18 protein-coding genes are annotated in these 17,852 nt (G+C 66.0%); 10 read left to right on the top strand and 8 right to left on the bottom strand.

Annotation, left to right across the window (positions count from 1 at the left end; translation table 11 throughout):
• The first annotated feature begins 171 nt into the window (after nt 1-171).
• From CXY77_RS14460 to CXY77_RS14450, 3 genes are read left to right on the top strand one after another with little or no spacing between them, the layout of a single operon-like run.
• Nucleotides 172-915 (top strand): glycosyltransferase family 2 protein, encoded by a 744-nt coding sequence (locus CXY77_RS14460; RefSeq protein WP_104130328.1) that lies wholly within the window; start codon nt 172-174, stop codon nt 913-915.
• Complete coding sequence (locus CXY77_RS14455) at nt 912-1,580, top strand: DUF2064 domain-containing protein (protein WP_104130327.1); 669 nt, start codon at nt 912-914, stop codon at nt 1,578-1,580. Before CXY77_RS14460 ends, CXY77_RS14455 begins: the two co-directional genes overlap by 4 nt.
• Nucleotides 1,577-2,344, top strand: a complete 768-nt coding sequence (locus CXY77_RS14450) for a class I SAM-dependent methyltransferase (protein ID WP_233197430.1) — start codon at nt 1,577-1,579, stop codon at nt 2,342-2,344. The genes CXY77_RS14455 and CXY77_RS14450 overlap by 4 nt, the downstream gene beginning before the upstream one ends.
• 119 nt (nt 2,345-2,463) lie before the next feature.
• Here CXY77_RS14450 and CXY77_RS14445 read toward each other — a convergent pair whose 3' ends face one another.
• Entirely contained in the window at nt 2,464-2,982 is a 519-nt protein-coding gene (locus tag CXY77_RS14445; RefSeq protein ID WP_140425540.1) for a hypothetical protein, read from the bottom strand.
• The gene (locus CXY77_RS14440; RefSeq protein ID WP_092342003.1) at nt 2,982-4,238 is read right to left on the bottom strand and encodes a molybdopterin-dependent oxidoreductase; all 1,257 of its coding nucleotides are present in this window, start codon (nt 4,236-4,238) and stop codon (nt 2,982-2,984) included. Before CXY77_RS14440 ends, CXY77_RS14445 begins: the two co-directional genes overlap by 1 nt.
• Before the next feature lie 112 nt (nt 4,239-4,350).
• Here CXY77_RS14440 and CXY77_RS14435 point away from each other — a divergent pair, with 112 nt between their 5' ends.
• The 3 genes from CXY77_RS14435 to CXY77_RS14425 all read left to right on the top strand — a co-directional run bounded on the left by CXY77_RS14435 (nt 4,351) and on the right by CXY77_RS14425 (nt 7,146).
• Nucleotides 4,351-5,736 (top strand): glycosyltransferase family 87 protein, encoded by a 1,386-nt coding sequence (locus CXY77_RS14435; RefSeq protein ID WP_233197429.1) that lies wholly within the window; start codon nt 4,351-4,353, stop codon nt 5,734-5,736.
• Between the two features lie 127 nt (nt 5,737-5,863).
• Nucleotides 5,864-6,904, top strand: coding sequence for a glycerophosphodiester phosphodiesterase family protein (locus tag CXY77_RS14430; RefSeq protein ID WP_104130325.1), 1,041 nt, complete (start codon nt 5,864-5,866; stop codon nt 6,902-6,904).
• Between the two features lie 2 nt (nt 6,905-6,906).
• A complete protein-coding gene (locus CXY77_RS14425) occupies nt 6,907-7,146 on the top strand; it encodes a hypothetical protein (protein ID WP_104130324.1) in 240 nt (79 codons plus the stop codon).
• 187 nt (nt 7,147-7,333) lie between these two features.
• Here CXY77_RS14425 and CXY77_RS14420 read toward each other — a convergent pair whose 3' ends face one another.
• From CXY77_RS14420 to CXY77_RS14410, 3 genes are all read right to left on the bottom strand, one after another.
• Nucleotides 7,334-8,686: an ABC transporter substrate-binding protein gene (locus CXY77_RS14420; RefSeq protein WP_104088455.1), complete on the bottom strand. Its 1,353-nt coding sequence runs from the start codon at nt 8,684-8,686 to the stop codon at nt 7,334-7,336.
• 78 nt (nt 8,687-8,764) lie between these two features.
• Nucleotides 8,765-9,628, bottom strand: a complete 864-nt coding sequence (locus tag CXY77_RS14415) for a carbohydrate ABC transporter permease (RefSeq protein ID WP_104130323.1) — start codon at nt 9,626-9,628, stop codon at nt 8,765-8,767.
• Nucleotides 9,628-10,611 (bottom strand): carbohydrate ABC transporter permease, encoded by a 984-nt coding sequence (locus CXY77_RS14410; protein WP_104130322.1) that lies wholly within the window; start codon nt 10,609-10,611, stop codon nt 9,628-9,630. Before CXY77_RS14410 ends, CXY77_RS14415 begins: the two co-directional genes overlap by 1 nt.
• A gap of 197 nt (nt 10,612-10,808) precedes the next feature.
• Between CXY77_RS14410 and CXY77_RS14405 the strand changes: the two genes are divergently transcribed.
• Nucleotides 10,809-11,828, top strand: coding sequence for a glycerophosphodiester phosphodiesterase family protein (locus CXY77_RS14405; protein ID WP_104130321.1), 1,020 nt, complete (start codon nt 10,809-10,811; stop codon nt 11,826-11,828).
• Between the two features lie 224 nt (nt 11,829-12,052).
• On the opposite strand, the gene CXY77_RS14400 is transcribed toward CXY77_RS14405, so the two are convergent.
• Both CXY77_RS14400 and CXY77_RS14395 read right to left on the bottom strand, forming a co-directional pair.
• Nucleotides 12,053-12,733 (bottom strand): hypothetical protein, encoded by a 681-nt coding sequence (locus CXY77_RS14400; RefSeq protein WP_104130320.1) that lies wholly within the window; start codon nt 12,731-12,733, stop codon nt 12,053-12,055.
• Between the two features lie 347 nt (nt 12,734-13,080).
• Entirely contained in the window at nt 13,081-13,527 is a 447-nt protein-coding gene (locus tag CXY77_RS14395; protein WP_092341995.1) for a metallopeptidase family protein, read from the bottom strand.
• A 44-nt stretch (nt 13,528-13,571) separates the two neighbouring features.
• Here CXY77_RS14395 and CXY77_RS14390 point away from each other — a divergent pair, with 44 nt between their 5' ends.
• Nucleotides 13,572-13,796 (top strand): DUF3499 family protein, encoded by a 225-nt coding sequence (locus CXY77_RS14390; protein WP_092341994.1) that lies wholly within the window; start codon nt 13,572-13,574, stop codon nt 13,794-13,796.
• Between the two features lie 187 nt (nt 13,797-13,983).
• Here CXY77_RS14390 and CXY77_RS14385 read toward each other — a convergent pair whose 3' ends face one another.
• Nucleotides 13,984-14,418, bottom strand: a complete 435-nt coding sequence (locus CXY77_RS14385) for a MarR family winged helix-turn-helix transcriptional regulator (RefSeq protein WP_092341993.1) — start codon at nt 14,416-14,418, stop codon at nt 13,984-13,986.
• 177 nt (nt 14,419-14,595) lie between these two features.
• Between CXY77_RS14385 and CXY77_RS14380 the strand changes: the two genes are divergently transcribed.
• Both CXY77_RS14380 and ahcY read left to right on the top strand, forming a co-directional pair.
• Nucleotides 14,596-15,819, top strand: a complete 1,224-nt coding sequence (locus tag CXY77_RS14380) for an MFS transporter (protein WP_104130319.1) — start codon at nt 14,596-14,598, stop codon at nt 15,817-15,819.
• Nucleotides 15,820-15,897: 78 nt separating this feature from the next.
• Entirely contained in the window at nt 15,898-17,385 is a 1,488-nt protein-coding gene (gene ahcY / locus CXY77_RS14375) for an adenosylhomocysteinase (RefSeq protein ID WP_092341991.1), read from the top strand.
• Nucleotides 17,386-17,852 lie beyond the last annotated feature (467 nt).

The raw sequence follows: 17,852 nt of genomic DNA, 5'->3' as shown, positions 1-17,852 counted from the left end.
GCCCAGCTTCTAAACTGGGCCCAGGGCCACAACATGGGCCCGGACAACCAACCCGCCACCGGCATCCGCCAATCGTGCGTTGAGCCACTTCACACCAAACGCCCAGAAACATTCAGCGGTTCGTAACCTGTTTCGCCCCGAAGCCCCAGACCTCCCCTTTAGGGTCGAAGAATGATGAATATTCGGGTCGATGTGGTGTTGCCCTGCCTCAACGAGGCGCAGGCACTGCCGTGGATCCTCGAACGCCTGCCCGCCGGCTACCGCGCGATCGTCGTCGACAACGGGTCGATCGACGGGTCCGCCGACCTCGCCCGCATCCTCGGCGCGTACGTCGTGCACGAACGCCGCCGTGGATTCGGCGCCGCCGCCCACGCCGGGCTCCTCGCCGCGACCGCCCCGATCGTGGCCTTCTGCGACGCCGACGCCTCGATGGACCCCCGCGACCTGCCTCTCGTGGTCGATCCGATCAGCGCCGACGAGGCTGATCTCGTGCTTGGTCGCCGTCGCCCCACGACCCGAAACGCCTGGCCTCCGCATGCCCGTCTAGCAAATACCTATCTTTCCTGGCGACTGCGCCGAATAACAGGTGTGAACATTCATGACCTGGGCCCCATGCGAGCGGCCCGCCGCGACCACCTCCTCGCCCTCGACCTGCACGACCGCCGCAGCGGATATCCGCTCGAGATGTTTCTCGGCGCGGCCGCAGCGAATTGGCGCATCCGCGAGGTGGACACGGGCTACGCGCCGCGCGTCGGCCGCAGCAAGGTAACCGGAACCGTGCGCGGAACCCTGACTGCCATTCAGGACATGTCCGCGCTGCTCAGCGCCAACAACGCCCAAAGTGCCAACAACGCCCGAAGCGCCAACAGCGCGAGCAGCACCAGGAACCCAAACACCAACGAGGCCCGCTCATGACCGCTATCGTCGTCATCGCCAAGGAATGCCTTCCCGGCAAGGTCAAGACCCGCCTGCACCCGCCGCTCTCCCTCGAGCAGGCTGCCCAGCTTGCCGCCGCCAGCCTCGCCGACACCCTCGCCGTCGCCGGCGCGCTGCCCGCCACCCGCCACATCCTCGCGTTCGACGGTGTGACCCCGCCGCCGGAGGCATCCGATTGGGAGATTCTGCCGCAGACCTCCGGCGGTCTCGATGAGCGACTCGCCGCCATCTTCGACCACCTCGATGAGCCGACGCTCCTGCTCGGCATGGACACCCCCCAGATCAACGCCGCCGCGCTCGCCCCCGTCTTCACCGGCTGGGGCGACGAAACGGTTGCCTGGTTCGGCCCCGCAGACGATGGCGGTTTCTGGGCGCTCGCGCTCAAAAACCCGACCGGCGCGCTGCTCCGCGGCATCCCGATGAGCCGCGCCGACACCGGCGCCCACCAGCTGCAACGCCTCGACGAGGCCGGCCTCACCGTCGGCCTGCTGCCCTCACTCACCGACATCGACACCATAACGGATGCCCACACCGTCGCCTCCAGCGCCCCCCACACCCGGTTCGCGCGTGCTTTCGCGGGGGTGACGGCATCCGCTCTGTTGCGGAATGCCGAATTGCCCACCGTGAACGGGGCACGCTCATGACCCTCGTGTCGCCGCGCCTGTGGGAGCAGTCGGCCGACTGGGAACTCGACGACGCTGCCAGAGACCGCGCCACGGCCGAGCGTTTTCGCCGCCCGACCACGTTCGGGTCCGGCGGATCCGAACCGTATGCCCAGGCGCTGCAATCCGATGACAACGTGCTGTACCTGCACGGCAATCGAGCCGATGCTGATCCGGGAACGCCGACGCGCGTGTCGACCATGCACGCCGGGCGCTGGAGCGCCGGAGCCGATGCAATCGACCGTTCCCTGCTCTGCGGCGTCGCGGGACCGGTGCTGGACATCGGCTGTGGACCGGGCCGCATGATCCAGGCCGCGATCGACGAGGGACTCGATGCCCTCGGCGTCGACGTCTCGCCGACCGCCGTGCGCATCGCCCTCGCAGCCGGTCTCGCCGTGCTGCAGCGCTCCGTCTTCGACTACATTCCGCTCGCGGGAACCTGGGCGACCCTGCTCCTCGTTGACGGCAATATCGGTATCGGCGGCGACCCCGACGCTCTGCTCGACCGCTGTGTGTCGCTGCTCTGCGCCGACGGCGTGCTCGTCGTCGAGGTGCACCGCGACCCCGAGCATGACCTCGCCTACGAGGGCACCTTGCACGACGCCGCCGGACACACGAGCGATGCGTTCCCCTGGGCCGAGATCGGCGTCAGCGCCCTGCGCCGCCGCGCGGCCCGCGTTGGACTCGTGCAGGTCGCCGAATGGACCCGCGGAGGCCGTTCCTTCGCCCGCCTAGCCCGCGCCTGACCGTACCTTCTTTCCGGGCCCGGGCCCGGTAACTGGGCCCATGCTAGATCATGGTCCCAGTTCTCAAAGCTGGGCTCGGCCGCTCCTCAATAGCGGGCCGCCGACAACAGCCCCCCACATCAGCGCCCGGAGTCGTCCGGAAAAGCCACGTCCGGTCGTCGCCCGCGCAGAAACGCCCACACCGACAGCCCCACGGTTACCACCGCGAGCACGAGCCAGAAAATCCCTAGGTTGAGCCCGTAATTTAGCGGCAGCACCGTTGGGTTGGCCGGGGCGAAGTTTTTTGCCACGAGCAGTGGCACCGCCACGAGCGAGACCAGAGACCCGACGACAATGCCGCCCTGCACGATCGCAATGATCGTCCCGGTCGCCCGTCGTCCGACCCGCCGCAGCGCAATCCCGAACGCAAACACGATCGGCGCCAGAATCGCATCGTGCAGCACGATCGCCGCCGCAATCCACAGCGCCACCCCGGGAATGCGGGTCAGCCGCACCGAGTCGAACATCACGAACGCGCCCCAGGCCAGCATCAGCACGCCGACACCCAGCAGCACCAAGCGGATGCTGCGCATCCGTTGACCGGTCGACGCCTCGATTCCGGCCGGCGGTGGTGTCAGACCGCCTTGAAGAGAAGTCATCAGATCGCCTCGATTCGGCTCAGCCACTTGGTCTGCAACACACCGGGCCGGCCGGGCGCGATCATGCGGGCCGGATACCCGTGCTCAAGGTCGAGCGTCTCTCCGTTGAGCTCGAGCGCAACGAGCGTGAGCGGGTCGCGCACATACTCGCGCCCCATCTGCGTTTTGCTGAAACTGCCGCGTTCTTCGAGGCTGATCAGGCGAAACGACGTGTCAGGGTCGGCGTTCATCAGATCGGCGAGGTCGCGCAGTCGCACACCCCGCCACGATGCCATCTGGCTCCAGCCCTCGACACAGGCGATCGGCAGTTGCACGGACGTCTGCGGCAGTGCGAGCAGCTCGTCCCGAGTGAACGAGCGTTCGGTGCCGGAGACAGCGAGGGTGAGGCTCCACGCGGGGGCCATGGCGGCATCCGCTACCTTGGCCTGTTCGCTCGTGCGGTTCACCGGAACTCCCTGCTGGCCGACGCCCTTCTTGCGCGGCGCGAACAGGTTGACCGCGTTCAGCGGTGTGAAGGTCTGCCCGGCGGTGAGACCGACGACGGCGGTCGTAGCCACACCGACCGTGGTGAGAAACCCGCGCCGACTGACCCGCGACGCAGTGCGCGGCGTCGCGTCAATGTAGTCGAGCACCCGCCCGGTCACGCCATTGGGGCGGGTCGTGCCCCAGAGGCGCACGGCCTCGGCATCGGAACCGCGGTCCCCCGACACCGCATCGGAGAGATGCTCGTCGTCGGAGGACGGAGATTTGTTCCAGTACCGCGTGATCACCGGAAGCTTGACCGCGATGTGGATGACCAGCAGCCCGATCAGCACCCAGCCGAGCGCAAAGTGCACCTGCCGAAACGGAAACGGCCACGGGTACCACTGGTAGGTGTTGAGCAGCCCGATCGTGATCTGAACGAGCGAGGCACCGACAAACAGGGCGATCGACGCGCGCTCCAGAAAATGCACGATGCCGCGAACCGGGGGATACGCAAACAGGTTTGGAAAGACGATGTACAGCTTGGCCAACAGCAGCGGAAAACAGGCGATGCCCGTGATGATGTGCGTGCCCTGGGTCACCTGGTAGAGAAACTCGGGCCGGGTCGCGAAGCGCATCCAGTCGAGCGGTTCCTGCAGAAAGTGGCTGTACAGGCCGGTGCCGAAGCAGATCAGAAAAGCGGCGCCGAGCAGCCGCCCGATCACGGTGGCCATGCGCGGATTGCGCACCGGCGACGCCAGCGCTCGCTGGGCCTCGTACATCAATCGCCGCATACCTTTATTGCACCACCGCGCCGCGCTCAAAAAGGGTAAGAATTCCTTACGATGTGCGGGTGAATGGGTGAACGGTCCCGGAAAAGTCACGACCCATGAGACAGACTGAACCGTGCGCATAACGATCATCGCTGCCCTGCTGGTGGCCAGCGCTGCCCTCACCGCGTTCGGCGTGCTCACGTTCGACCTGTTCAACCCCGACCGCGACGAGGTGCAGCTCGTGCTGGTCACGAGCGCGCTCTGGCTGCTCTTCGGCCTGGCCTGGTGGCTGTTGCGCCGTGTCCGGGGCAAAACGGTCGTTGCGCTGATCCTCGCCGGTTCCGCTCTGATCGGCGGCGCCGCCATGGTCGGCCCACCCAACACGAGTACCGACTCGGCCCGTTACGCCTGGGACGGCATCGTACAAACCAACGGCATCAGCCCCTTCGCTTTCACGCCAGCGGATGCCCGCCTCGATTCCCTGAGACCAGATTGGCTCTTCCCCGCACCCCAGACCAACGCCGTCGGCAAGGAAATCTGCGACGGTGAACGCATCGTGCGCGCCCGCACGACCGATGGCGACCTGCTCTGCTCGGCCCTGAACCGTACGGCCGTACCCACGATCTATCCGCCGGCCAGCGAGATTTTTTTCGCCGGTGTGCGCTTTCTCACCGGACCAGGGCCGGAATATTGGCCGCTGCAGCTCGCCGGGTTGCTGCTGAGCCTCGGAACGACCGTCCTGCTCCTGAACGGCATGCGCCGCCGCGGCCTGAACGAGAGAAACGCGGCCCTTTGGGCCTGGTGTCCGCTCGTGGCGACCGAAGCCATCACCAACTCGCACGTGGACATGCTCGGCGTCATTTTCGTGGTCGCGGCCGTGTTCCTGGTCTCGAGCAAAAAAGTCTGGCGCGGCGGCATCATGCTCGGAATCGCAATCGGCACCAAACTCATTCCTGTGCTGGCGGCACCGGCGCTGCTGAAAAGGGGCGGGTGGCGCATGGTGGCGGCATCTGTTCTGAGTTTCGCTCTGCTGTACGTGCCCTATGTGCTCGCCACCGGAATCGGGGTGCTCGGCTACCTGCCCGGCTACCTCACCGAAGAGGGCTACCAGGACGGCTCGCGGTTCGCGCTGGTGTCTCTGGTCGCGCCGGGGGCATCCGCTGTGATCGTGGCGGGCATTATTCTGGCGATCGTGGCCGTTTTCGTCATCATCAAAACCGACCAGACCCAGCCCTGGGTCGGTCAGCTCGTTATGATCGGCGCGACCCTGCTCGTGCTCAGCCCCCGCTACCCCTGGTATGCGCTGCTGCTGCTGCCGTTCGTGGCGCTCAGCGGCCGCTGGGAATGGCTGCTCGTGCCGATGGCGCTCACCCTGCGGTTGCTCCTGCCGAACCCGCAGCTCACCCAGGTGTCGATCGCGGTCGCGGTGATGGTGATCGTGGCCGTCTCGCTGCGCCGCGCCGGCCCCGGTGCGCTCAAGCAGATGCTGCCGCCCCGCCTGACCGCCCGTCGCGCGTAACGCAGTCAACGTGTTAACACAGAGTTCATCCGCCTGACCGCTGCGAAGCGGATGCCGGCCACCTCGCCTCCTTAACGTGGGCAGATGCACGCCTCTCGGCGTGCTTCGATCCACGAAAGAGTGCCGCATGCGCAAGATTGTGATCATCGCGGCGGCTGCCGCCCTCAGCACGGTCCTGGTCGGCGGTGCCGTGGTGGCCGCGCAGGGGGAGCCGGCGCCCGCCGCGCAGACACCCCGCGCGACACAACTCGCCGAGTTCGACCTGCAATCCCACCGCGGCGGCCGCGGCGAACATTCCGAAGAGAGCCTCGCCGCCTTTGCCGCCTCGCTGGAGCTGGGCGTCAGCACCCTCGAACTCGACACCCATCTCACCCGCGACGACGCCGTCGTGGTCTGGCACGACGATGTGCTCACCGCGACCAAGTGCCGCGACACGGATGCCGCCTTCCGCGGCGACCCGCAATTTCCCTACGCCGGCAGCCGGGTGCGCGAGCTGACCCTGGAACAGATCCAGACGCTCGATTGCGGCTACCAGCAGCTTCCGGGCTATCCGGAGCAGCAGAATGTGCCGGGAAACACCATTGCCGAACTCGCCGACGTGTTCGCGCTCGTCGACGTTCACCAGGCCGACACCGTGCAACTCAACATCGAGACCAAGATCGAGACCCCCGGCCCGGCGGGCGCAGACGAAATGAAGGCGCTCACCCGCGCCGTCGTCGCATCGATCGAAGCGTCGGGCCGCGCCGATCGTGTGACGGTGCAGAGTTTCGACTGGGCGTCCCTCAACCTCGTGCGCGACATCGCCCCTAAGCTGCGACTCGTCGCCCTCGCCCAGGACGACGACTGGCTCGGAGTCGGCCGGCCCGGCACGAGCGTGCACCTGGGCGGCATCGACATCGACGACTACGACGGATCCGTCGCCCGCGCCGCTGCCGCGCAGGGGTATGACGCGCTCTCGCCGATCTTCGAGACGGTCACGCCCGAGCTCGTTGCCGCGGCGCACGCCGCCGGACTGCCTGTGATCCCGTGGACGGTCAGCGAGACCGCGCTCATGCACACCCTCATCGACCTGGGCGTCGACGGCATCAGCACCGACTATCCGACCCGGCTGCGCGCCGTGCTCACCGAGCGCGGCCTTGCCCTCCCGACCGCCTACCCAAAGCTGTGAGCATGATCGCTCGGCTGCTCGCCACCGTGTTCACGGAGCCGCGTCGCCGCCTCGCGCAGGCGGCCGGTCGCATCCGTCGTGCTCTGCGCTATGAGGCCCATGCCTTCTGGCGCTCCCGCCCGATCAACCCGCACGCGGTGCTGTATGAGGCGTTCAATGGGTCCGGCCTGCTCTGCAAACCCGAAGCCCTGTTCCGACAGCTCCGTATTACCCCCGATCAGGCTCATTTGCGGCACAATTAGGCGCTGAAGAACCCGCACGCGGCGCGCAAAGAGTTTCGCCGCGATCGAACGGTGCGCTTCGTGAAAAGCGGCTCGCCCGCCTATTATCGGGCGCTCGCCACGAGTCGCTACCTGGCAAGCCGATGCCGCCCCGGCAGACGCAAAAGCGGGCCCGCCAACCGGCGAGCCCGCTCTCCTGCACCCGGAGTTACAGGTACGCGCTCACGTTCTCGTCGAACGAGGTCGCGATCGCCGTGCTCGCAACGGCGAAGGCCTCGGCCGGGGCGGCCTGCTGCAGCATGATCTTCTCGAGCGCGGTGGTGAGCTCCTTGTCGCCGTTCGGCACGAAGACGCGGCCCCAGTCCTGCGAGCGAGTCGTCTCGAGCTGGTCGACGGCGGTACGAAACTGCGGGAACTCGGCGTAGACCTTGGTCATGGTCTCGCCATCGCGGGCCGAGGTGCGCACCGGCATGTAGCCCGTGTTCGAGGAGAAGTACGCCGTGTTCTCGGAGTTCGTCAGAAACTTCAGGAACATGCCGGCGGCCAGCTGCTGTTCCGGCGTGCGGTCGGAGGCGATCGCGACGCCGGTTCCGCCGGTCGGGCAGGCCTGCCCTTTCGGGCCTTCCGGCAGAAAACCGGTGCCGACGTCAAACGTTGCGGCCTTCAGAATGCCGGTCAGCGAGCCGGTCGAGCCCATGATGCAGCCGGTCAGGCCAGCACCGAAGTCGGCGACCTGGTCGACCGCGGCCACGGTAGCGATCTTGCGGTCGTAGATCAGGGACTGCAGGTAGTCCGCCGCTGCGATCGCTTCGGGAGTGTCGAGAGTCATCGTCCACTCGTCGGAGTAGGCGCCGCCCTGGCCCCACAGCATGTTGCAGAACCACCAGGCCGCCCAGGATGCGCCCTTGCCGAGTCCGAGCGGCATCACGCCGCCGTCGGCCGCAATCTTCGGTGCCCACTCATCAAATTCGGCCCAGGTCTTCGGTGCCCGGTCGGGCAGCCCGGCCTTCGCCCAGACTGCCTTGTTGTAGTAGAACAGCGGGGTGGAGCGGGCGTAGGGGATAGCCCAGTGGTTGCCGGTGAAGGTGTAGTCGTCGTACAGCGTCGTGTTGAAGTCGGCGGTGTCGAACTCGAGGTGCTTGGCGAGGTCGTCCAGCGGCAGAATCTGGCCGTTGATCATGTACCGGAACCACCACACGTCGCTCGCCAGCACGAGGTCGGGCACGCTGTTGGTGCCCGATGCCGCCTGGAACTTCTGCGCGATCTCGTCATAGTTGGCGCCGGCCGTGACCAGGTTCACCGTGATCTCGGGGTTCTCGGCCTGGAAGCGCTTGATGAATTCTTCCTCGATCAGCTTCGAGGTTCCCGGGTGGTTGCTCCACCAGGTGATCTCCTTGGCCGGAATGACTCCCGTCCAGTCCGTGACCGGTGCGTCAGCGGCGCCGGCACCCGCTCCGAGCGAGGGCCCGCTGCACGCGGCGAGAGTGGCGGTGGCTCCGAATACCGCGGCGAGCTTCAGAATCTGCCGGCGGTTGATGGTGAACGTGGGTGTCGCGGTCATAGAACTCTCCTTGTAGGGGTAGGCACAAGCGGAAAAGAAGGGGGTGGCATCCGCTTCAATAAAACGGATGCCCGCAGATCAGCCGGTCACGCCACCGGCGGTCAGTCCGGCGATGATGCGTTTCTGCAGCGCAAAGAACGCGATCAGCACGGGCACGGTGACCAGCACGGTGCCGGCCATCAGCACGCCCCAGTTGGTGACGCCGTCGTTGTTCTGCAGCAGGGTCAGGCCCACCGGCAGCGTCATCATGTCGGAGCGGTCGACGACGAGCAGCGGCCAGAGGTATTCGTTCCACTCGGAGACGATCGAGACCAGGGCGACCGCGGCGATGGTCGGCGCGCTGATCGGCACGATGAACCGCCAGAGGCGCATCCAGTGGCTCGCACCGTCGAGGGCTGCGGCTTCGAGAATACTGATCGGCAGGGTCAGAAAATGCTGACGAAACAGAAAGGTGCCAAACGCGCTGGCCAACCCCGGAACGATGATGCCCTGGTAGGTGTTGATCCAGCCGAGCGAGGCTACGAGGGTGAAGTTCGGGATCATAACGATCTGCTGCGGAACCAGCAGGGCAAAGATGACCAGCCCGAAGACGAATTTCTTGAACGGAAACTCCAGAAAGACGACCGCGTAGGCGGTGGTCAGGCCGAGCAGCATCTTGAGGCCGGCGCCGATGACGGTGGTGATGGTGCTGTTGAGAAAGAAATTTCCAAACGGCACGGCGGCCAGGGCTGCCGCATAGTTGGACAGGTCATAGGCTTCAGGCAGCCACTGGATCGGCACGGTGTAGATCTCGTCGCGTTCCTTGAACCCGGCCAGGAACATCCAGGCCAGCGGCAGGATCATGATCGCGATGGCCAGCACGAGGCCGAGGTAGCCGCCGAGCTGCAGCGGCTTGCGGCGACGCGGTGCGGCCGCGGTCCTTGAACGGCTAGGCGTGGCCATTAGTAGTGCACTCGTTTCTCGACGTACTTCATTTGAATCAGCGTGACCACGAGCAGCACGGCGAACAGAATCGTCGCGACGGCGGAAGAATACCCCGCCCGACCGGCCTGAAAGCCCTCCTGGTAAATCTGGTACATCATCGTGGTGGTGCCCTCGAGCGGTCCGCCCTTGGTCATCGCCTGAATGATGTCGAACGACTGCAGCGAGCTCAGCAGGGTGGTGATCGACAGAAAGAAGGTCGTCGGGCCGAGCAGCGGCAGCACGATGTTGCGAAACGCGCGCACCGGCGACGCGCCGTCGAGCGAGGCAGCCTCGAGCAGGTCGCGCGGCACCGACTGCAACGCCGCCAGGTAGATGAGGGCGACGTAGCCAACGTTTTTCCACAGGTAGACGATGATGACCATGACCAGCGCCCAGTGCGGATCATTGTACCAGGGCGGTGAGGCCACGCCGATCGCGTCGAGCAGCGCTGCGGTGATGCCGAAATTCGGGTCGAACACGAACAGCCAGAGCAGCCCGACCGCAACCCCGGAGAGTACGTACGGTGCGACCACAATGGTGCGGGCCGCGCCGCGACCGTGCAGTTTGCGGTTGAGTAGCACCGCGAACAACAGGCCGATCACCATGCCGCCGCCGACGGTCGCGATCGTGAAGATCAGGGTGACCGTGACGACGCGAACGGTGCCGGGGTCGTTGAACCAGGTCACGTAGTTGCCGAGCCCCACGGGTATTGCCGATGCCGAGCCGAGGTTCCACTGCAGCGTCGAGTAATAGAGCGACTGCAGCAGCGGTTTGTAGGTGAAGACGATGAGCAGCGCCACATTCGGCCCGGCGAACAGCAGAAACAGCAGCCACGATTTCCACGGCTTTTTCTTCTTACGCGGCGTGAAAGTACGGGGCATCACGGGCGACACAACGCCGGTCGAAACCGATACCGCCACCGCTGAATCGGTGCTGCGGTGCAGGTCCTCGATGGTGGGCATACGCTGAAATCTCCCTGAAAAATACCGTCGGCCAAGCAGTGGACTCTGTCAGGTTAGGGAGCGCCCGTGGCGCTGATCGGCCAATTTGATTGTTTGCGCGCACTCTTCGCGAGTCGTTCGCCTGCACCGCGTCGAAACTTCAGCGGGTGTTCACCTGAGCGGCTATCAACGTCACCCGGCGCCGTTACGGTGTGCAGATGCCCCCTCTTGTCATCGGTCACCGCGGAGCCAGCGGCTACCGCCCCGAACACACTCGTTCCGCCTACGACCTCGCGTTCGAGCTCGGCGCCGACGCCGTCGAGCCCGACATTGTCGCCACCCGCGACGGCATATTGGTGCTGCGCCACGAGAACGACATCTCCGCCACAACGGATGTCGCCTCCCGCACCGAATTCGCCGGCCGCCGCACGACCAAGGAATTCGCCGACCACACCCTCACCGGCTGGTTCACCGAGGACTTCACCTGGGCCGAACTCGCCACGCTGCGCGCCCGGGAACGCCTCGCCCACCTGCGGCCGACGAGCGCCGTGCACGACGACCAGTATCCGATCCTTCGGCTGAGCGAACTGTTCCACCTCATCGACGAGGCCTCGAACACCTATCGGCGCACCCTCGGCATGGTCGCGGAAATCAAGAACGCCGCCTATTTCGAATCGATCGGCCTGCCGCTCGACGAATTGTTCGCCGCCGAGGTGCGCGCGGCCGGCTGGAGCAACGACGACGAGCGCCTCATCATCGAGAGCTTCGAACCGACCGTGCTCGAGCAGCTCGCTGCCCGGGGCATCAGCGCTCAAAGCGTGTTTCTCATCGCCCCGACCGGACAGCCGCTCGACAAAATCATCGAGCTCGGCGCCGCAGCCCCGTACTACTCGGACTATCTCACCGACAGCGGCCTCGCCGCTCTCAGCGTTGACGGTATTAGCGTTGACAAATCCCTGATCATCCAGGCGGATGCCGCCGGCGAGTTGGTCGTCTCGTCTCTCGTCGCGAACGCCCACGCGGCCGGGTTGGACATCCTCTGCTGGACGCTGCGCCCCGAGAACGCCTTCCTCACTGAGCCGCATCGCCGCGGTGAACAGGCCGCCGATTTCGGCCACTGGCGCGGCGAGTTCGCAGCGGTCATGGGCAGCGGCATCGACGGGGTCTTCGTCGACCACCCCGACCTCGCCGTGACCGTGCGCGACGACCTGCGCAGCCGGGCGGCGGCATCCGTTTGACGCGCCGCGCGGATGCCGCCGCGCAGTCCCGCCGCCTAATCCTGCCGTGGCACGCGTTTGAGAAGTTGGCACTGGTTTGAACACGTGCCAACTTCTCCAAGACGTGCCACGAGCCCGCCGCGCGCGCACGTCACGTGCGACACACCGCCCGGGCACACAAAAATCGAGGCCCGCCGTGTGGCGAGCCCCGATTCGTGCTGTGACGCTGACTCTCTTGTGAAGAGCTACTTGGTGGCGGCGGTGATCGTCGCGATACCAACGAGCAGCTGGTCAGCGACGGCGTCGGTCTTGAACGTGTCGTTCAGCAGGCCGGCGGCGACGGAGGAGATGTGCACCGTGGTGCCGGTGAGGATGGCGTTGTCGCCGTCCATCTTGAGGGGCTCCAGGGTTCCGCCGTAGAGGTTGAAGAGGAGAACCTGGGTCGCGGCGGATGCGCCGTTGACCGAGACGTCACCGAAGAGCTCCGAGGTGCCCGGGTCGATGGTGAAGTTGGTCAGCTCGACGACGGTGTCGCCGGCGGTCAGCGAGAAGCCGGAACCCTCGTGCTGAATGGAGCCCTGAACGAACGGGCGGTAGCTTTCGGCCGGGTCGTAGTAGTCCACGTTGCCGCCGGTGATCGGGAAGTGCAGGCTGCCGTCTTCGAGGGTGGCCGTTCCGACGGTTCCGGCGGTGAGGCCGAGGCTCGTCAGGGCAGCGGCGAAGTTGGCGTCGAGTAGCACCGCGGTGTCAACACCGGAGAGGCTGGGGATCGAGGCGAGCGGCGTCGGGGTGGCTTCGGCCGAGCTGGACGAGCTGGCGGCAGGCGCCGGGGTGGTCGTGGTGCCGGTCGTCGAGCAGCCGGCGAGGCCGGCGATGAGAATTCCAGCAGATGCGAAACCGATGGTGGCCTTGGTGAATGTACGCATGGGATAAATCCTTTTCTGTAGTTCGAGCAGGTGGTGTTGGGGTCTGCATGGTGTTCGGTTCCACCTCCGAAATGGTTTGGAATTACCCCAATCCGTTACCGTTCTGTTACTCAATTCAGCAAACGTTCAGACAAGCGCGCGCGCTAATAGCGCCGCGATCCCAGTCGCAGAAAGGGATCGCGGGGTTGCCGCCCTGCGAATGCCCGCCCCGCCCGCATTCTGCGCGTGGCACATATTGGGGAAGTTGGCACTGGTTTGAACACCTGCCAACTTTTCAAACACATGCCGCGACGCCCAGTGGCCGACGCTTCTCTGTGGCGGCGCTCGCCGAAAGCACGCCCGGTGGTCTAGAAGTGGCGGAAGCGATCCGGCGCGAGATCCCAGGGGTCTTTGCCGAGGAGTTCGGCGACGCCGCGAAACACGCAGGTCTCGATCATCATGCGCTGGTGCATCTCGTCGTTCTCGTGCAGGCGCGACAGCCGCTGAATCGGCAGGCGGTAGAACACCACGCGATTCGTCTCCGGCGTGACCATCCAGCGCTCGACCCCGACACCGGGGATGACCGAGGGCGGTCCGGCGGCCACCTCAAAAACCGACTTGCCCAATTCTTCGGGCCAGACGCCGCGCAAATACTCGATCGTCGAGGCGATCGTCATGTCGAACAGGTCGATGCGGGTGCGCAGCGGCGGCAGAAACGGGCCGGTCGCCGAACTACGGATGCCGCGGCCGTGCCGGTCACGCCCGCGGCCGCGCACGGTCGGTTCGGGCGAAGCGGATCGACGGGATCGGGACATGCTGCCATCCTACGGCGGGCTGGGAGCGGCTACCCTTATAGGCAATGACATTCCGCCCGTGTTCTCGCGTTGCCTGCCTCGAACCCTCGGTGGCCACGCTCACCTTTGACTATGGGGAGTCCCTGGCTGTGCTCGGCCCGCTGTCCGGCCGCAAAGAACCGCACAGTTTTGACCTGTGCTCGCGTCACGCCGAGCGCACGAGCGCGCCCCAGGGCTGGCAGCTCATGAAGCACCGCTTCGTGGCCGACGACCCCGACTCTCCCCGCTAGCATCGGTGGCACGGCCCGGCCTCCGACCAACGCGCTGACGCGGCCCGGGGGAACGCTGCTGAACCGTTCGGACCAGGCTAGGCGGCGATAGCTTTGACGAGACCGGCCAGTGCCGGTGCCAGCCGAGCGGATGGCAGTGCTCGCTTGAGCGCGGCATAGTGCGACGTGCCGAGCCGTTCGGACCGGGCTAGCCGGCGATCGCGTCGACGAGACCGGCCAGTTCCGGCGCCAGCCGAGCGGATGCCAGCGCCCGCTCGAGTGCCGCATCGTGCACCGGGCGGGCCCGATCGTGCAGGGCGTGCCCGGCCGCGGTGAGTTCGGTGTAGATGCCGCGCCGGTCGTCGGCGCAGAGAACGCGGGTGAGCAGCATCCGCTCTTCGAGGCGGTTGACCAGGCGGGTGGTCGCGCTGCTCGACAGGGCGGTCGCGCCAGCGAGTTGCTGCATGCGCATGTGCCAGCCGTGTTGGCGGCCGAGCGCGTCGAGCACGGTGTACTCCACGACCGACAGTTCGACCGCGCCCTGGAGCGCTCGCTCGAGTTCGGTGTCAATGGCCGCGTGCAGGGATGCCAGGGTACGCCAGCCCTGGGCGCGCACCTCGACGGCGTCGTCTGCAATACCCATGGATCCTCCGGTGTTCACGATGGTTGCTTGCGCGGATAGCTAGCGTGTGCAAGTATTTGTAGCGCGCCTGCAACAAGTGTTGGCTGCAACTACCAGCGCGTGCAATTACCAGCGTAGGTGGTCAATCTGTGTCCCACCAGAGTTGGCGCTCATCCGTCTCGTTCAAGGAGTTTCGCCATGCCCATCAGCCTGATCGCCCTCGCCCTTGGTGGCTTCGGAATCGGCCTCACCGAATTCGTCATCATGGGCCTGCTGCCCGAAGTTGCCGCCGACTTCGCGGTGACCCCGGCCGTGGCGGGCTGGCTCATCTCCGGCTACGCGCTCAGCGTGGTCGTCGGCGCGCTCGGCCTCACCGCCGCCGTCAATCGGTTCTCCCGCAAACGCGTACTCGTGGCGCTCATGGTGCTCTTCATCGTCGGCAACCTGCTCTCGGCCATCGCCCCCACCTACGGAATCATGCTCAGCGGCCGCATCATCGCCGCCCTCTGCCACGGTGCCTTCTTCGGAATCGGCGCCGTCGTCGCGGCCAGCCTCGTTCCCGAGAACAAGAAGGCCGGCGCGATCGCGATCATGTTCACCGGGCTCACCGCCGCCAATGTGCTCGGTGTGCCGTTCGGTACCCTGCTCGGCCAGGCCTTCGGCTGGCGCTCCACCTTCTGGGCGATCACCGCGATCGGCGTCGTCGCCCTGCTTGGTCTGGTCTTTCTGCTGCCGGCCATGGCGCCGCCGCGCGCCGGCACCGCGAGCCTGCGCCAGGAGCTGCGCGCCTTCCGGTCGCCGCAGGTGTGGCTGTCGATCGCGGTCACCGTGCTCGGCTTCGGCGGTATGTTCGGAGCCTTCACCTATATCGCGTTCACCCTCACCGAGGTGGCCGGCTTCGCGGCGAGCATGGTGCCGTGGCTGCTCGTGGTGTTCGGCGTCGGACTCTTCGCTGGCAACGCGCTCGGCGGCAAACTCGCCGACCGCAACCTCGACGCGAGCCTGCTCGCCTTCCTCGGCGCCCTGACCCTCGTGCTCGTTTTCTTTGCGCTCACCGCTGCCAACCCGATCGCGACCGTGGTCTCGCTCATTTTGATGGGCGGATTCGGCTTCGGCGTCGTTCCCGGCCTACAAATGCGGGTGATGCGCTACGCAAACGGCGCCACCACGCTGGCTTCCGGCGCCAACATCGCGGCGTTCAACCTCGGTAACGCGCTCGGTGCCGGAGCGGGCGGCAGCCTCATCGCCTCCGGCCTCGGCTACACGGCGCCGATCTGGGCCGGAGCGGCCGCCGCGCTCGTGGCGTTCCTCGTGATGGCGCTGGCCGCAGCGGGCGCGCGGCGCCGGGCCGCGGCATCCGCTCTGCCAACGGACCGCGGCCAGCACGAGGAAAGCCGCAGCGAAGTGGCAGCGCGAGCGTAGCGGCCAGCGCGAGCGATTACGCGCACAACGAGCGTAAGAATGTCGAGTTCATTCAGGCTGAAATGGCAAGATAGTGCCATGACTGTCGCCGCACCCACCGTGCCCTCCACCTTCACCTACAAAATCGCCGATCTGTCGCTCGCGGAGGCTGGGCGCCACCAGCTGCGCCTGGCCGAGAACGAGATGCCCGGCCTCATGGCCCTCCGCACCGAATTCGGTGAGACCAAGCCGCTTCTTGGCGCCCGCATCGCCGGATCCCTGCACATGACCGTGCAAACCGCCGTGCTGATCGAGACCCTCGTGGCCCTCGGCGCCCAGGTGCGCTGGGCCAGCTGCAACATCTTCTCCACGCAAGACGATGCCGCCGCCGCGATCGCGGTTGGCCCCACCGGCACAACGGATGCCCCGGCCGGCGTTCCCGTGTTCGCCTGGAAGGGCGAAACCCTCGAGGACTACTGGTGGTGCACCGCGCAGATCTTCGACTGGAGCGCCGAGGCGGCTAGCGCCGGAGCCAGCTGGACCGGCCCGAACATGATCCTCGACGACGGTGGCGATGCCACCATGCTCGTGCACAAGGGCCGCGAATTCGAGTTGGCAGGTGCCGTACCAGCGGATGCTGCCGGTGACAGCCACGAATACGGCGTCATTCTCGCCGCCCTCCGTAAGTCCCTGGCGGAGTCGAGCGACCGCTGGACCCTGGTCGCCGCCGACCTCATGGGCGTCACTGAAGAAACGACCACCGGTGTGCACCGCCTCTACGAGCTCGCCGCGAGCAATGAACTGCTCTTTCCGGCCATCAACGTGAACGACTCGGTCACCAAGAGCAAGTTCGACAACAAGTACGGCATTCGTCACTCACTGCCCGACGGCCTCAACCGCGCCACCGACGTGCTGATCGGCGGCAAGGTCGTCTTCGTCGCCGGATATGGTGATGTCGGCAAGGGCGCCGCCGAAGCTCTGCGCGGCCAGGGCGCCCGCGTAATCGTGAGCGAGATCGATCCGATCAATGCGCTGCAGGCCGCGATGGACGGTTTTCAGGTGGCCCGCCTCGAGTCCGTTGTCGAGCAGGTCGACATCTTCGTCAGTGGCACCGGAAACTTCAACGTCATCGGCGTCGACCACATGCTGCGCATGAAGCACCTCTCCATCGTCGCCAACGTTGGACACTTCGACAACGAGATCGACATGGCCACGCTCGAGTCGCTGCCGGGTGCCGTCAAGGTGCAGATCAAGCCGCAGGTCGACGAATGGCGCCTCCCGAGCGGACGCAGTGTGCTCATTCTGTCGGAGGGGCGCCTGATGAACCTCGGCAACGCCACCGGCCACCCCTCGTTTGTGATGAGTAACTCCTTCACCAACCAGGTGCTCGCGCAGATCGAGCTCTACGTCTCGCCGGAGAAGTACCCGGTGGGCGTGTACGTGCTGCCCAAGCTGCTGGACGAGAAGGTGGCACGCCTGCACCTCGACGCCCTCGGCGTGGAGCTGACCGTGCTGACTCCCGAGCAGTCCGCCTATATCGGCGTTCCCGCCGAGGGCCCCTACAAGGTGGACCACTACCGCTACTAGCCCCTGCCCGTATTGCGGACGGGGCCCAGGCCCCGTCCGTGGGCCCAGTTTATAAACTGGGCCCGTGTTCATAGGGTGGGCCCGGTAGGTGCGACACGCCCGGGTGGGGTGCGTTTTGACGGGTGGGTGTGGTGGCCGTAATGTATCTATACGTACCCCAAAGGTGCGAAAAGCCGCAGTGCTTTTCGGCCTCATGCGGGACCAGATCGTAGCCAGATCAGCTGAGAGTGCTTGTTTCAAGTGCGTTGAAGTTGGGCTAGGATAGTAAGCCTCCCATCGAGTGTGTGTTGCTGGTTGAGTCGGGTTTTCTGAGCGTTTTGGTGTGCTTTGCGTGCCGCAAACTGCCCGGTTTGGCCGATTTGACAGCGACTGGCTGGGTGGGTAACTTAGACAAGTTGCCCCGGAGCGACAGCCCAGAACAGGGCCTGAAGTCGGGTGTGTCCGATCCTTGAGAACTCAACAGCGTG

The organism is Cryobacterium sp. N21 (assembly GCF_002929575.1).
GTDB lineage: Bacteria > Actinomycetota > Actinomycetes > Actinomycetales > Microbacteriaceae > Cryobacterium > Cryobacterium flavum.
This window is presented reverse-complemented; position numbering and strand designations above follow the sequence as displayed.